Origin of the sequence: Gemella haemolysans (genome assembly GCF_028308085.1) — a bacterium.
Taxonomy (GTDB): Bacteria; Bacillota; Bacilli; order Staphylococcales; family Gemellaceae; genus Gemella; species Gemella haemolysans_D.
Genome location: NZ_JAQMFS010000021.1, coordinates 1 through 16,308, shown reverse-complemented (window position 1 = coordinate 16,308; position 16,308 = coordinate 1). Strand labels below are relative to the sequence as shown.

The following is a 16,308-nucleotide window of genomic DNA, read 5'->3' as shown; positions in this document are numbered from 1 at the left end:
TTACAAACCAACATTACTAAATAAACAGCTGCAACTAAAACCTTTACAAATTCTAGTTGCAGCTGTTTTTTAAAAAAAAATTTTTTTACTAAAATAGAGCTAATCCAACGAGATACAAATAATAGAAAATAAACCCTATTCCTACTATTAATGCTATTATATACAATAACCAAGTTACCAAGTAAAATGTATATCCTAGTGCTTTAACGATATTAGTCAATCCTAACCATAAATGTCTACCTATCGCCAAAAGAATAGAAATTACTCCGCCTTCATAAACTTCATCTTGATTATCTAAATTAGTAAATTTAAACATTGTTAATAATTTCATCATAATCATCTCCCCCTTTGATAAATTATTTATTACTCTTCAATAATATTATAGCACATTTATCAAGCGGTTACAATTAGATTTTTGTAATAAAATTTGTCGAATTAACATATTATTAAGATATACAAAAAAGAGACTCATAAATCTTTATTTTAAAGATTTCAAGTCTCTTTGACACAGTTTCTAACTGCGTATTTTTTATTTGAGATTAATCTCAATATAATGGAGATGGCGGGATTTGAACCCGCGTCCAAAAATACCTCCCCTTAGCTTCTACATGTTTAGTTTACCTATTGAATTTAATTCTCCACTTAAGCCGATAAACAGGCAATGAAAAACGAGTTTGATTAATCTCTTATTTTTTTCTACAAACGGAAGAAAAAAATCGTAGACTGCTAAAAATGAACCGATTAGCTTTGTCACAGTCAAACAAAGTAATCAGCCTTTAGCTTATTAAGCTGCTAAAGCGTAATTTGTTTTTTCGCCAGTTATATTTAACTGATGTGTTGTTAAAGGAGACAACCCTCCTACATGCCACCAAGAAGACTAGCATCCCTGTCGAATCCTAAACATCCCCTTATTGTGATTATTATATTTTATCATAAAATCAAGATTATGTAAAATTTTATTATTTTTTATATACAACGACACTTCCAATTAACTTTCTAACAACAACTATATCAATTATGATATAATTAATATTAAGAAATAAAAACTAAGGAGGTACCATGGAAACACTTATCAATAAATTACGACCTAATAAAATCAGTGATATTATTGGTCAACATCATTTAATTGGAGATGGAAAAGTTCTCACTAAGATAGTAGAAAACAAAAAAATGTTCTCATTTATTTTATATGGTCCCCCTGGAACAGGAAAAACTTCAATCGCTAATGCTTTAGCTAATGAACTAGACTATAAATTTAAAATATTAAATGCTGTAAATTGTACTAAGAAGGATTTGACTACAGTAATAGAAGAATCTAAAAGGTTTAAAAAAGTAATATTACTACTTGATGAATTTCATAGATTAACTAAACCTATGCAAGATATTCTACTCCCTGAAATAGAATTCGATAATATATACGTTATTGGATGCACAACAAATAACCCGTATCATACTGTAAATCCTGCGATTAGATCACGTTTAATTATTTTTGAATTACAACAAGTTTCAAACGATGATATTTATGAATATCTTAAAAAAATATCAAATAATAAAGAAATATTTCCTAAAGAGTTGAATATAGAAGATGATGTATTTAAAACAATTGCTTTAAACTCTTCGGGTGATTTGAGATTCTCTTTAAACACTTTTGAAATTTTATATAATTTATCAAATGAAAGTGAAATCATCACAAAAGAGAAACTATTGAACTTATCTCTAGGAAAATTCAAAGCCTATGATAAAGATGGTGATGCTTTTTATGATATTATTAGTGCTTTTCAAAAGTCTATACGTGGAAGTGATGTTGATGCTTCACTATACTACTTAGCACTACTGATAGATAGTGGTGACTTAGACACTATATATAGAAGAATGAGTGTTATAGCTTACGAAGATATCGGTCTAGCAAATCCAAATATCGGGCCTTTTGTTCATGCTGCTATTGAAAGTGCGAAGATGCTTGGATTACCCGAAGCTAGAATACCATTAGCCAACGCTGTTATTCAACTAGCTCTTTCATTAAAATCTAATAGTGCTTATATGGCAATTGACAATGCACTACATGAAACAAAGACAAATCCAAAATTTATTATTCCTGATCACCTTAGAGATGCACATTATTATGGTGCTGATAAACTTAATCGTGGTGTTGGTTATCAATATCCACATAGCCACCCTACAGGCTATATTAAGCAACAATATCTCCCTGATAACTTAGTAGGAAGATCATTTTATACACCAAAAACTAATAATAAAAATGAACAAAATCTTGCACAATATAAAAAATTTATAGATAATGTGAAATAAAAAGAAAAGTAGTAACTCAAATAAATTCGAGTTACTACTTTTTCTTATTCACCTAATATTTTAACTTCACACTCAAGTTCAACACCTGAATCTTCTAAAACTTTTTTCTGAACTTCTTTTATTAAGTTTTTATAATCTTCACAAGTTGCTGAATCTATATTAACCATAAATCCGGCATGTTTTTTTGAAACTTGCGCTCCACCTACAGTTAATCCTTGTAATCCAGCATCTTGGATTAATTTTCCTGCGAAATATCCTTCTGGTCGTTTAAACACAGAACCGCATGAAGGGTATTCTAAAGGTTGTTTATCTGAGCGCAGTTTATTTAATTCTTCTACTTTAGAGATAATTTCTTCTTTATTTCCTTTTTTCATTTGGAAATAAACTCTAGAAATAATTTCTTTAGTTTCTTGAATTACAGAATGTCTATATGAAAATTCCATCTGTTCATTTGTGTATATTTTCTTTTCCCCAGCTTTAGTGAAAACTTCAACTTTTTGAACAACTTCCTTCATCTCACCGCCATATGCCCCAGCATTCATGAAGATTGCTCCACCAACACTTCCTGGAATACCACATGAAAATTCAAGATTAGTTAAGCTATTTTCAATACAAAAGTCTGTAAGTTCTTTTAACGTTAATCCCGCATAACAAGAAATAACATCACCATCTAATAATTCAATCTTGTTCATATCACTAGTTATAGCTACTATTCCTGCTATACCATTATCTGATATTAACACATTTGAACCATTTCCTAAAATAGTCAGTTCTATGTTATTTTCGTTGCTATATTTAATAACATTTTGTAAATCTTGTTCATTTGTTAATTTTACTAAAACTTCTGCGTTCCCACCTGTCTTTGTAAAACTATATTTTCTTAGAGGTTCATTATATAGTACTTCACTATTTTGAACAATCTCCTCAATATTTTTTATTTTAATCATTATTTTCAATCCTTTTTAACATATCATTTATAAATATTACTTTTTTCGCTGAATAATCTTTAAACGAAAGTTCTTTATTATTATTTTTAAATGAATTATATTCATTTTTTAAAACTTCATCATTAAAAATTTCTTTAATTTTTATAAAATCTTTATGTATTTCTGTATCACGTTGTACAACGTTTAATACAACATCATAGCTCATTGTTAGATAATCGATAATTCTAGCATATTTTATTACACCTTTTGTACCATTATGAGCTATTCTATGATAACTGATATTATTTAGTCTTTTTTCATCGAATGTTGTTATCTCATGTAAGTTTTCTACAACAACAAGTATATCAACAATCTTTTCTCCTAATACCTGTGTATTACTCGTAGCTCCAATATGTAAAAACTCACATTTAGGCATTTTAGGAATTTCTTGTATCTTTTTTATCTCATCTAAAAATGTTTCAACAAACATTTTATTATCTGCTATTTCTTCAATTTTAATAGTTCTCTTATCCATTTATAAAATCCAATCTTAAAATTAAACATACTTATATATTATAGACTGTATTTCTTATAAAGTAAAGTTATATCTAAATTTGAACAATTCCCTTATTTATATTACTTTCCATAATGCCAATTTAATAACATTTCTTAGCAACATTCTTTATAGCAAAAACATCCTTTTTCATGATCATTTATCATTCCAATAGCCTGCATATAACTATAAATTATCGTACTTCCTACAAAACTAAATCCTCTTTTTTTCAAATCTTTACTTATTCTAGTAGATAACTCCGATTCACTTGCTGCATCTTTGTAGCTTTCTAATTTATTGTTGATTTTTTTATAATCTGTAAATCCCCAGATATACTTATCAAAACTTCCAAATTCTTTTTGAACCTTAAGAAATACTATAGCATTTTTTCTAACAGAATATATTTTCAATTTATTTCTAATTATACTAGCGTCTTGTCTTAACGATTCTAAGTATTCGTCGGTATAATTAGCACAGATATTATAATCAAAATTATCAAAAGCACGTTTGAAATTTTCTCGTTTCTTAAGTATTATCGACCAACTTAAACCAGCTTGCATTCCTTCTAGTATTAGATATTCAAATAACATTTGATCATTATGAGTTTCTCTCCCCCATTCATTATCATGATATTCAATATCTAATGGTCCTATTGCCCAAGGGCATCTATTTTTATTCATCATTCTTCTCCAAATTATTATATACTAAGGCTAACATTTCTCTAATTCGTCTAATGTTATATCTTTCTTTTTTATCTATTTCAAGGAAGAATCCATCTTTTGCAATGATACGTGTGTCCTTATGCCGCGTTAAAGCTGTAAATAATTCTTTTCCTTTAAGACTGTTCATAATGTCTTTATCAAAAGTTACAACTACTTTATTGGCTAACTCTTTAATGCTAGTCACCATAGTATTTTTCGCCATAACTTTCAGATAACATATATCTATTAAGTTATTAACTTCTTCTCCAAAATCAGAGAATCTATCAATTAGATCCTCTACAATACTATCAATCTCTTCATCACTAACTACATTATTTAATCTCTTATAGAAATCTATTTTATCTGCATCACTAGTAATATACTCTTTTGGAATAAATGCATCAACGTTAAGTTTAATTTCTAGATCATCTGTCTTGACTTCAAAAATATCTTTCTTAATTTTCGGAGTAGCTTCTTTAATTATATTTTCATAGTAACTAACATCTTGTGTTCGATCTTGTTCTAATAACGGTTCTAAAATTCCTTTTTTCTCTTGAATTTCTTGTTCTAACATTTGAGAATACAATGTATAACCTACTGAATCAATGAAACCATGTTGTCTTCCGCCGAGTACATCTCCAGCCCCTCTAATAGATAAGTCCTGCATAGCGATTTTAAAACCACTACCTAAAGAAGTAAAGTTCTTGATCGCCGATAACCTTTTCTCTGAGTTCTCAGTTAATGACTTAAACGGTTCGTACATTAAGTATGCATAGGCTTCTCTACTACTACGACCTACTCGTCCACGAAGTTGATACAATTGACTTAATCCAAAGCGATCGGCATCTTCAACTATTAATGTATTTACATTAGAGATATCAATACCTGTCTCAATAATTGTCGTCGATATTAGCATATCATATTTTCTATCTATAACGTCAGACATAATATTTTCAAGTTCTCTTTGACTCATTCTACCATGTGCATACGCTATGTTTATATCAGGCAATAATCGTTTTAGCTCTAGATATTTTTCATCAATAGTTTCTACTCTATTATAAACATAAAACACCTGCCCTCCACGATTAATTTCATTCATAACCGCTTCTTTTATAACCATTTTATTTTGAGCTGTCACAAAAGTTTGGATTGGTTGACGTTCTCTTGGAGGTGTCTCAATCACCGATAAATCCCTAATACCTATTAAACTCATATGTAATGTTCTAGGAATTGGAGTTGCACTAAGGGTAAGAACATCTACTGTATTTTTAAGATGTTTTATTTTTTCTTTATGTTTAACTCCAAAACGTTGTTCTTCATCAATTATTAATAAACCTAAATCTTTGTATTTAAATTTGTCATTTAATAGCTTATGAGTTCCAACAATAATATCTATTTTACCTTCTTCAAGTTTTTTACAAATTTCAGTAATATCTTTTGCGGATTTAAATCTACTCACTACTTCTATATTTACTGGGAAATTCGCAAATCTACTCACAAAATTATCGTAGTGTTGTTCAGCAAGAAGAGTCGTTGGTACTAATACCGCCACTTGCTTATTATCAGTAACTGCTTTAAATGCAACCCTCATCGCTACCTCTGTTTTACCGAAACCAACATCTCCACATAGAAGTCTATCCATCGGACGTTGTTTTTCCATATCCCTTTTAATTTCTTCTGTAGCTTTCACCTGGTCATCCGTTGGTGTATATGAAAAATCAGCTTCAAATTCAGACTGCATACTTCCATCTAAGCTATACGCATACCCAGAACTTAATTCACGTTTAATATATAACTTGATAAGATCTTCAGATATATCCTCAATTTCTTTTCGGACTCTACTTTTAGTTTTCTGCCAATTTTTTGTTCCTAGTTTATTTAATGCTGGTTTTCTATTATCAGTAGACGCGGTATATTTTTGGATATAGTTCATATTATTTATGTCCACATAAATAATATCACCACCATCGTAGATAATTTTCAAGAAGTCTTTGTATACTCCACCAACTTCAACATTCTCTATCCCTTCGTATAACCCTATCCCATGACTAACATGAACGATATAATCACCAACATTTAGTTCTTGGTAATTTCTAATTTTTTCTGAGTTAGTATATTTAAATTTTACTCGACGTTTTTTTCTCTCTTCTTCAGTAAAAAGTTCGCGTGGGGTAAGTAAAAATATTTTATTCTTTCTATCCTCTAATCCTTTTAGATGATACTTATTCACATCGATAAAGATTTTCCCTTCTTTAACACCATAATAAATATCATCATAGAAATAATTATCGAATAGTACCTTTTCTACATAATCTTTTTGTTTTTGAGTGTTTAATGAAATAATTACCTTATAATTATCCGTTAATTTTTCACGTATTTCCTTAGCTAAATATTCTTCACTTGAATAATAAGCCAAATCAATTATATCTAAATTGTAGTTTTTTTCTATAATCTTATCATTGAGTTTTAAGGTAGATAAATAGAATTTTCTTACATCTAAGTTTTGAATTTTTTCAAAAGCTACATTATCTATTACATCTTGATATATATAATTTCTATTCATCTCTTGAAGACTTGTTAAAAAGTATTCTCTTAGTCCTTCTATTTTCTCTAAGATTTTATGATAATTGTCATAGAAAACTATAATATCATCTGTTAAATAGTCGGCAATACTATATGTATTTTCATAAACTAAATTTGAAAAACTTTCTAAATCACTAAAATCGCCAGTTGCTTTATAAATTTCAATTTTTTCTTGAAGATAGGTACTAATTTCTTGGTAATTTTCTTCTTCTCTTAATTTGTTATCATTTAACTTAGTAAGTATTCTCTCAACAACTACATCTTTTTCTTCAGATGTAAGGAAAAAATCACTTGTAGGATAAATAACAGCACTATCTATTTTTTCTAACGATCTTTGTGTAATTTCATCAAAAGTTCTCATACTATCAAGCTCATCATCAAAAAAATCTAACCTAATAGGTTTCTCACTTAAAGGGCTGAAGATATCAACTATACTCCCCCTTTTTGAAAACTCTCCTACCACATCGACAGTTTCAACACGACGATACCCCATATTAACTAGTTTTTTCTGTAATTCATCAAAACTAATAACAGTATCTTCATTAATCTCAAAGCTATTATTTTTAAAATCACTAGGATTTTTTACAGTTCTGTAAATTGATTCAATCGGTACAATTATAATACTTTGAATATTATGTACAAGATTTTCAAGAACTTTAATAGAATTTTGTACCAAGTCATTACTTTTAGAAGTATGGCGTTTTAATATATCAATTTCTGGATAAATATATGTTTCACCTTCGAAATCATTTAGAATAGCGAACAATTCTTCAGCTTCTGCTTTACTTTGTGATAACACTACAATTGTCTTGCCACTATTTTTATATTCGTTATATATTTCTAAAGCACGTGTTGTTAAATTTTGTCCATATACACCTATATTTTTATTCTTTTTTTCAAATTGTAAATTAACAATTTCCAAAAGACTATCTTTTATCATATACGCTCCTTTCTACAACAAATAGCAGCAAAAAGGGAGTGACTGAAAAATCACGATTTTAGAAAAATCGATTTTATCGAGACTCCACAAAGGTTATTAGATATCTAACATACTTTTATAAGGAATATTTAGATATCTATAGTCCACTTCACCTATAAATTACATATAAACTTTTAAAATTTAGGACTTCTGGGATGCACCTTTTGCTGCAATTGTTTTTAATTATATTTATTCATTAGATCTACGAAACTCATTTTTGAGAAATCTTCAATACAGTTTACACTCTTAGAATAGATTTTTTCAATTTCATTCATTTCGTCTTTTGAGAATCTTCCTAAGACATAATCAACTACTTTCATTGGCGGTATTGGTCTATCTATTCCAATTTTTAATCTATTGAATTTCTCTGTTCCTAAGTGGCTAATAATACTCTTAATTCCATTATGACCACCACTACTTCCCTTAGCTTTTAATTTAAAGTTTGCAGTTTTTGTATCTAAATCGTCATAAATTATTAATATATCTTCAATATCAATTTCAAAATAATCGTAAAACTTACCTACTGCTTCTCCTGAAAGATTCATATACGTTGTTGGCTTTACTAATAAATATTTAATTCCATTGTGATATGCTATAGCATATTCGGCGTTAAATTTCGTTTTATCAAAACTTACATTCCAAGATTTAGCTAGTTCATCAAGCACCATAAATCCAATATTATGTCTTGTATTTTCATACTGTTTACCTGGATTACCTAATCCAACTATTAATTTCATAAATTATCCTCACTTTTATTTTTTACTATCGAATATACGACTTAAAGAAGGCAACGGACACCGCTGCCTTCTTTAAAAATTAATTTAATTAATGATTATTCAAAAAGAACACTTACAGGTTCGTTATTGTGAATTTTGTAAATAGCTTTAGCAATTAAATCACCTACACATAACGGTACCATTTTATCTAATTTTTTCTCTTCTGGTATATCAATTGTGTTAGCATATACTAACTCTTTAATTGGAGAATTTTCAATTCTATCTAATGCTTGTCCACTTAATACAGCATGCGAGCAACTTGCATATACTTCTTTTGCTCCTCTATCTTTAAGTGCTTGAGCTCCTAAAGTAATTGTTCCCGCTGTATCGATAATATCATCAATAAGAATACATGTTTTTCCTTCAATGTTACCTACAATATTCATAACTTCAGCAACATTTGGTTTTGGTCTTCTCTTATCGATAATTGCGATTGGCGTATTTAATGCATCTGCTAATTTTCTAGCACGTGTTACACCACCGTGGTCTGGTGATACAACAACAACTTCTTCCATATCTGGAAGTTTTTCTTTGAAATATTTTGCAATAATTGGTACACACATAAGGTGATCAACCGGAATATCAAAGAATCCTTGAATTTGAAGTGCGTGAAGATCTAATGCAATTACACGATCTGCTCCTGCTACTTCTAATAAGTTAGCTACTAATTTAGCTGTGATTGGTTCACGACTTCTTGCTTTTCTGTCTTGACGTGCATATCCATAATAAGGGATTACAACGTTAATAGTGTCCACTGATGCACGTTTAAGCGCATCTATCATAATTAATAAAGTCATCAAATTGTCATTTACAGGACCACTAGTTGATTGAAGTACGAAAACTTCACTACCACGTACACTTTCCTCTATATTAATTGAAACCTCTCCGTCACTAAATTTCTTTACACTACATTTGCTTAATTCTACTCCTAGTGACTTCGCTACTTGTTTTGCTAATGGAATATTAGCATTTAATGAAAACAGCTTTAATGGTTTATCTACAAGCATATTAAATTTTTCTCCTTAAAATTTGGTTCGATAGTAATACAGATGTATTCCGTTAATTATTATAGCATAAATATTTGATAATTTCTACTGTTATCAAGTATAGACCAATTAAAATTCACTAATTTTTTTACTATTTATATTTATTCTTCTTTCTATAGAACTATATTATTATATATTTTATACATATCTCCTTTCAATCTTACAAATAATTCATAATCTGTACTAGTGATTTTAAATTTTTTACTTATTTTACATTTAATGTTCGTATTTTCATATCATTAATTAAATTTTTTAATAATTTTGACTATTTTTTTTATTTTTTAGTTTATTTATTTTTAATACTATGCTATTATTATAAGACAATGAATAACAACTAATTTATAAATATTTATTTTTTAAACTAGTACTATTTTTGTGAGTTAACATAGTTTCTAATATACATACATTTATTTATAAGTTTATATTTATAAAAATATAAATTCCAGTTATTCTAAAAAATATAAAAAAAGGAGATTCATTATGGATAAAATTTTTGAATTAATTGAAAAAGAACAACATAGACAAGATACTAATATTGAGCTTATTGCTAGTGAAAACTTTGTTTCTAAAGATATCCTAAAAGCTACAGGAAGTATTCTAACTAACAAATATGCTGAAGGATATCCTGGAAAAAGGTATTATGACGGATGTGAAGTTATTGATGAAATTGAAAGTCTTGCTATAGATAGATTAAAAGAACTTTACGATGCTAAATTCGTAAATGTTCAAGCACACTCAGGATCAAGTGCAAATATTGCTGTATACTTATCTCTTCTTACACCTGGGGATACTGTTTTAGGAATGAGCATGGATGCAGGTGGGCACTTAACTCACGGTAGTAAAGTTAACTTCTCTGGAAAATTATTCAATTCAGTTTCATACGGTGTAACAAAAGATACTCACCTTATTGATTATGACGAAGTACTACGTATCGCAAAAGAACATAAACCAAAAATGATTATTGCTGGTTCAAGTGCATATTCTCGTATTATTGACTTTGCAAAATTTAGAGAAATTGCTGATGAAGTTGGCGCTTATTTAATGGTAGATATGGCTCATATAGCTGGACTTGTAGCAGCAGGATTACACCCTAATCCAATACCATATGCTGATGTCGTTACATCTACTACACATAAAACATTAAGGGGACCTCGTGGAGGTATTATCCTTACTAATAACGAGAAAATTGCTGTTAAAATTAATAAGATGATTTTCCCTGGAGCTCAAGGTGGTCCACTAGAACACGTTGTTGCAGCAAAAGCAATTTGTTTTGCTGAAGCACTTAAACCAGAATTTAAAGTATACCAACAACAAGTTGTAAAAAACATGAAGGTTATGGTTGAAGCGTTTAAAGCTAACAATATTCCTGTAGTTTCTAACGGTAGTGATAATCACCTGTGTCTAATCGATACATATTCTACTTATAACGTAACGGGACATGATGCTAGTGATTTATTAAGTAGAGCTAAAATCACTTGTAATAAAAATGGTATTCCATTTGATACATTACCTCCAATGAAAACTAGTGGCCTTCGTTTAGGGGCTGCGGCAATGACTACTAAAGGATATGTAGAAGAAGATTTTGTTGAAATTACAAATATTATTTGTGATTTACTAAAAAATGGAGAAAGCTACTTAGAAAAAGCTCAAGAAAGAGTGGCTATACTAGTTTCTAAAGAAAGAAAAGAATTTAGATAACAATATGATATAATAAATTTTGAAACGACGAAGGAAACATTCTTCGTCGTTTTTTACGAACTTTCATTTTTATAGAAGTTATTTATTGTTCGTTATTTAGAAAATAAGTTTTAATAATTTAATTTTTTTATTGACATCGTTCGTTTTATATGTTATATTTATAAAAATTCTTTAGGAGAAACAAAAATATGAAAACCAAAAAATTTATTAAAGCATCTTTTTTTCATAGCCCAAAGTATGGAGAAATTGAATTTCTGGAACAAGCTGTACTTTTAGTTTCTGAAAATGGAATTATTTCTGAAATTATTAATAAAGAAGATGAAAATTATCAACAAATTTTAAATCAATACTCACATGAAAGTAACTTTTTTGATTTTAAAGATAAAGTTCTTTTACCTGGTTTTATCGATTTGCACATCCATGCTCCTCAATGGCCGCAAGCTGGCCTTGCACTGGATGATGAATTAAGCTATTGGTTAAATAATTTCACGTTTCCTTTAGAATCGAAATATAAAGATATCAATTATGCTAGAGAAGTGTATACCGATTTGGTCAAAACATTATTAGCGAATGGTACTACTTCTGCAATGTATTTTGGAACTATTCATAATGAAGCTACTTTGGAATTAGCAAAAATCTGTGCTAACTCTGGTCAAAGAGGCTTCGTAGGAAAAGTCGTTATGGATGATAAAAATATGAATCCTGACTTTTACCGTGATAATAGTACAAAAGAAGCGATTGAAAATACTGAAAAGTTTATTAATGATGTACATAATCTTTCAAAAGATGTTCCTCAAGGTGTATATCCAGTTATTACTCCTCGTTTTGTTCCAAGTTGTACAGATGCTGCTCTTTTAGAGTTAGGAAAATTAGCAAAGAAATATAACTGCTATATACAAAGTCATTGTAGTGAAAGTGATTGGGAGCATAATTATGTTTTTGAACGTTTTGGAAAAAGAGATACCGAAGTTTTAGATCAATTTGGTCTATTAACTGATAAATCAATAATGGCTCACGGTAACTTCGTGAATTCTGACGATGTAAAGATCTTTAATCATAGAAAATCTTCAGTTTGCCATTGTCCAATCTCAAATTCTTATTTCGCAAATGCAGTATTACCTGTTAATAAACTAAAAAAAGAAGGCTTAAACATCTGCTTAGGCACTGATATTTCTGGAGGATTCTCCCCTAGTCTTTATGACAACATAAAACATACAGTCATGGTTAGTAGGATGTTAAATGACGGGGTTGACAATAGCCTGGATGCTAATAATCGCGGTACTCAAGATTCGAAAGTGAGTGTATTTGAAGCATTCTACCTTGCTACTACAGGTGGTGGTGAAGCATTAAAATTACCACTTGGGCTTTTTAAAGAAGGTTATATTTGCGATTTCCAAGTAATTGATATCAATACACCTAACAATAAACTTCCTAATTATCTAGATAATGAAGAAAATAAACATCTTCTTCAAAAGATATTATATCTTTCTACTTCAGAAAATATCCGTGAAGTTTGGGTTCAAGGTAAACAAATTCTTAAAAAATAGTAAAATTAAATTTAACATAAGGAGAAAAAAGTTTTTATGTCAAAAAATAAAAATCATTTAACAATAGGAGTTGAAGAAAATATTCCATTTTCACAATCCCTAATTTTAGGTTTACAACACGTTTTAGCTATGGACGTTTATGTACCACCTTTTATATTAGCAACAGCAATTGCACTATCACCTGGTGATGCTACAGGATTAATTCAATCTACTTTCTTAGGAGCTGGTATTGCTTCATTAATTCAAGTTTTATTCTACTTAAAACTACCTGTATGTCAAGGTCCATCATTTATTCCCCTAGGTGCTATTATTGGTATCTATATGGGAACTAAAAACCTTGGTACTGTTCTAGGTGCTAGTATTGTAGGTGCTATTTTAGTTATCTTACTTGGATATTCTGGCATTTATAAATATATAGTAAAAAATTACATACCATCTATCGTTAGTGGAACAATAATTATGATCGTAGGATTAACTTTACTTCCTTCAGCATTTGTAAGTAATATCTACATTGAAGGTAACGGTCTTACTATGAAACATAATGTATTATTAGCTTTTATTACAGCAGCTTCATTAATACTATTTTCTACATTAGGAAATTATGTTAATAAATTCAAAAGAATTTTCCAAATTTCTTCAGTAATTATAGCCTTAGCTATCGGAACATTTTCTGCATATTTAATGGGAGGTTTTAATACTCAAGGAATTAAAGATGCTAGCTTTTTCTCAATGCCAAAACTATTATTTTTAGACTATAGCATACACTTTGAAATTTCAGCTATTATAACAATGATTATTATCTACATGGTACTTTTAGCTGAAACAACAGGAACTTGGTATGCTGTAAGTTCAGTTATTAATGAACCTTTAAGCGATACTCAAGTTAACAAAGGTGTAATCGGAGAAGGAATCGGATGTTTAGCAGCTGCTTTAGTTGGTGCAACTCCTGTTACTGGATACTCTACTAATGCTGGTATTATTTCTATCACTGGTGTAGCTAGTAGAAAAGTATTCGTTATGGCTTCATTCTGGTTTATCGGATTATCATTCTTAGGTAAACTTTCTGCAGTTATTAATTCAATACCTTCTGCTGTAATCGGAGGTGTGTTCTCTGTAGTATGTATCATAATCTTATTAAATGGATTTAGAGTTGTTAAAGATTTAGACTTCTCTGAAAGAGAATTATACATTATCGGAGTACCTTTAATGTTTACAATTGGATTATTATTTATTCCAGCAGAATTAAAAGCTAGCGCTCCACAATTACTTCAATACTTAATAGGTTCTCCTATTGCAGTTGGGGCAATTGTAGCAATTATTATGAATAAACTTATCCCGTTGAAAAAATAAAACATAAAACTGATGTTCCCATGAGCATCAGTTTTTATTCTTATTTATTTTATATTTTTTAAAAATATAGTATAATTATAACTGCTAATAAAATTAAAGAAATGGAGAAATATAGATGACTGAAAAGAAAATGAATGTTGAAAGTTTCAACCTAGATCATACTAAAGTTGTTGCACCTTATATTAGATTAGTTGGGGTTTATTCTGGAGATAATGGGGACAAAATTTATAAATATGATATTAGATTCTGTCAACCAAACAAGGAACACTTAGAAATGCCAAACCTTCACTCTTTAGAACATTTAATCGCTGAATTAATCAGAAATCACCTTGATAATGTATTAGATTTCGGACCTATGGGATGTCAAACAGGATTCTACTTATCAGTAATTAACAATGACAGCTACGAAGAAGTTGAAGAAGCTCTAGCAAAAACATTAGAAGATGTTCTTGTTGCTACTGAAGTACCAGCATGTAATGAAGTACAATGTGGTTGGGCTGCATCTCACTCTTTAGAAGGTGCTCAAATGGAAGCTAAAAAATTCTTAGAAAAACGCTCTGAATGGAAAAACGTTTTTAGTAAATAATATAAAAAAATCAAACTGATATTTTTTACCAGTTTGATTTTTATTTATTATCTGTTATATTTTCTAATACCTAAAACTCCTATAATTAAGCCTAACCCAGTTGCAATAGGAATTGTGTTTGAAGAATCTTCTCCGGTTTTTGGAAGGATAGAATTTTGTGTGAAATTATTATTTAAAGATTCAAGCTTTTCAACTTTAATACTACCACTAGAAGTTTCTTGGTTATTTCTTACATTATATTTTTCCTCAACAACCTGTATTACCTCTTTTGGTTTTGAATTTAAGTCTTTACTAAATGTAGTTATATTTTCTTGCTCATTTATTTTATTTGTAGTGCTCATCTCTTTCTTAACATCTAATGAAATTTCTCTTGGTTTATCCTTTTCTGATATTGGTTCAGTTTTACTAAAATCAACAATTGCAAATAAACTAAAATGATTTATATTAAACTGAACTATTCCATTTTTGACTTCTGATGGAATTAATGTTAGACTTCCATTTTTCTCAACATGATAAATCTTTATCTCACTACTTTCATTTTCTAATAAAGCTATACGAACTATTCTGTCATTTTCAAGTTGTACTTCATTATTATCTTTAGATAATTTTAAATCTAATACCCTAATTTTATCTTTTTCTACAGATAGTTTCCTACTAATCATTTTTATTTGATTGCTATTTTCAATTTTTTTAACATTCAATGATATATTATTGATATTAGATAACAACTCGACTTCCACACCAAGTTTTGAACTTTTTAGTAATTCAAGAGTGGCTTTAGGATTCTCCTCTTGTACTAGTGGCTCGCCTTTTTTTGATGCAACTGATGATTCTACAATAGGAGCTTTAGGATCAACTACTTGTTTAGATGGAGCGACAAGTTCTGGCAAAGCTGATTGTACTTCAGGTTCACCTTTAGCTTCGTGGAATTCAGGAAGTTCAGGTTGAACAAGAGCATCACCTTTTTCTGCATGAAATTCAGGTAACTCAGGTTGAACTAACGATTCGCCTTTTTTACTTATCACTAATTCTGGGTTCTCCTCTTGTACTAATGGTTCACCTTTCTCACTTATTACTAGTTCTGGTTTCTCCTCTTGCACTAGTGGTTCGCCTTTCTCACTTATTACTAGTTCTGGTTTCTCCTCTTGTACTACTGGTTCGCCTTTCTCACTTATTACTAGTTCTGGTTTCTCCTCTTGTACTAGTGGCTCACCTTTCTCACTTATTACTAGTTCTGGTTTCTCCTCTTGTACTAG

At 29.5% G+C, this 16,308-nt stretch carries 13 protein-coding genes and 1 other RNA gene; 5 read left to right on the top strand and 9 right to left on the bottom strand.

From position 1 onward, the window contains the following. Positions 1 to 88 precede the first annotated feature (88 nt). Together PNO30_RS01310 and ssrA are read right to left on the bottom strand one after the other, a co-directional pair. Positions 89 to 334 carry a hypothetical protein gene (locus PNO30_RS01310; protein ID WP_271965080.1) on the bottom strand — a complete coding sequence of 82 codons (246 nt, stop codon included), beginning with the start codon at positions 332 to 334 and terminating at the stop codon, positions 89 to 91. 217 nt (positions 335 to 551) lie between these two features. Next, positions 552 to 908, bottom strand: a transfer-messenger RNA (tmRNA) gene (ssrA, locus tag PNO30_RS01305). Positions 909 to 1,059: 151 nt separating this feature from the next. Between ssrA and PNO30_RS01300 the strand changes: the two genes are divergently transcribed. Further along, positions 1,060 to 2,307, top strand: coding sequence for a replication-associated recombination protein A (locus PNO30_RS01300; protein WP_271986873.1), 1,248 nt, complete (start codon positions 1,060 to 1,062; stop codon positions 2,305 to 2,307). 44 nt (positions 2,308 to 2,351) lie between these two features. Here the strand turns inward: PNO30_RS01300 and murB are convergent, their stop codons facing one another. The 6 genes from murB to PNO30_RS01270 all read right to left on the bottom strand — a co-directional run bounded on the left by murB (position 2,352) and on the right by PNO30_RS01270 (position 9,832). Beyond that, positions 2,352 to 3,254, bottom strand: coding sequence for a UDP-N-acetylmuramate dehydrogenase (gene murB / locus PNO30_RS01295; protein ID WP_271986872.1), 903 nt, complete (start codon positions 3,252 to 3,254; stop codon positions 2,352 to 2,354). Continuing rightward, on the bottom strand, positions 3,247 to 3,768 hold the full coding sequence (locus PNO30_RS01290; RefSeq protein ID WP_271986871.1) for a GrpB family protein: 522 nt from the start codon (positions 3,766 to 3,768) through the stop codon (positions 3,247 to 3,249). The genes murB and PNO30_RS01290 overlap by 8 nt, the downstream gene beginning before the upstream one ends. A 134-nt stretch (positions 3,769 to 3,902) precedes the next feature. Beyond that, positions 3,903 to 4,466, bottom strand: coding sequence for a DNA-3-methyladenine glycosylase I (locus PNO30_RS01285; protein WP_271986870.1), 564 nt, complete (start codon positions 4,464 to 4,466; stop codon positions 3,903 to 3,905). Next, positions 4,459 to 8,010 carry a transcription-repair coupling factor gene (gene mfd, locus PNO30_RS01280; protein WP_271986869.1) on the bottom strand — a complete coding sequence of 1,184 codons (3,552 nt, stop codon included), beginning with the start codon at positions 8,008 to 8,010 and terminating at the stop codon, positions 4,459 to 4,461. Before mfd ends, PNO30_RS01285 begins: the two co-directional genes overlap by 8 nt. Positions 8,011 to 8,228: 218 nt before the next feature. After that, positions 8,229 to 8,786, bottom strand: coding sequence for an aminoacyl-tRNA hydrolase (pth, locus tag PNO30_RS01275; protein ID WP_271986868.1), 558 nt, complete (start codon positions 8,784 to 8,786; stop codon positions 8,229 to 8,231). A gap of 95 nt (positions 8,787 to 8,881) precedes the next feature. Continuing rightward, a complete protein-coding gene (locus PNO30_RS01270; RefSeq protein ID WP_003146418.1) occupies positions 8,882 to 9,832 on the bottom strand; it encodes a ribose-phosphate diphosphokinase in 951 nt (316 codons plus the stop codon). 519 nt (positions 9,833 to 10,351) lie between these two features. Between PNO30_RS01270 and glyA the strand changes: the two genes are divergently transcribed. The 4 genes from glyA (at position 10,352) to PNO30_RS01250 (ending at position 15,052) form a co-directional block, all read left to right on the top strand. After that, complete coding sequence (gene glyA, locus PNO30_RS01265) at positions 10,352 to 11,569, top strand: serine hydroxymethyltransferase (RefSeq protein ID WP_271986867.1); 1,218 nt, start codon at positions 10,352 to 10,354, stop codon at positions 11,567 to 11,569. Positions 11,570 to 11,757: 188 nt separating this feature from the next. After that, complete coding sequence (gene guaD / locus PNO30_RS01260; RefSeq protein ID WP_271986866.1) at positions 11,758 to 13,116, top strand: guanine deaminase; 1,359 nt, start codon at positions 11,758 to 11,760, stop codon at positions 13,114 to 13,116. Between the two features lie 36 nt (positions 13,117 to 13,152). Further along, the gene (locus tag PNO30_RS01255; protein ID WP_271986865.1) at positions 13,153 to 14,466 is read left to right on the top strand and encodes a uracil-xanthine permease family protein; all 1,314 of its coding nucleotides are present in this window, start codon (positions 13,153 to 13,155) and stop codon (positions 14,464 to 14,466) included. A 115-nt stretch (positions 14,467 to 14,581) separates the two neighbouring features. Further along, positions 14,582 to 15,052 (top strand): S-ribosylhomocysteine lyase, encoded by a 471-nt coding sequence (locus PNO30_RS01250; protein WP_048802077.1) that lies wholly within the window; start codon positions 14,582 to 14,584, stop codon positions 15,050 to 15,052. Between the two features lie 47 nt (positions 15,053 to 15,099). Here PNO30_RS01250 and PNO30_RS01245 read toward each other — a convergent pair. Continuing rightward, a partial coding sequence (locus tag PNO30_RS01245; RefSeq protein WP_271986864.1) for an LPXTG cell wall anchor domain-containing protein occupies positions 15,100 to 16,308 on the bottom strand: 1,209 nt, incomplete at its 5' end.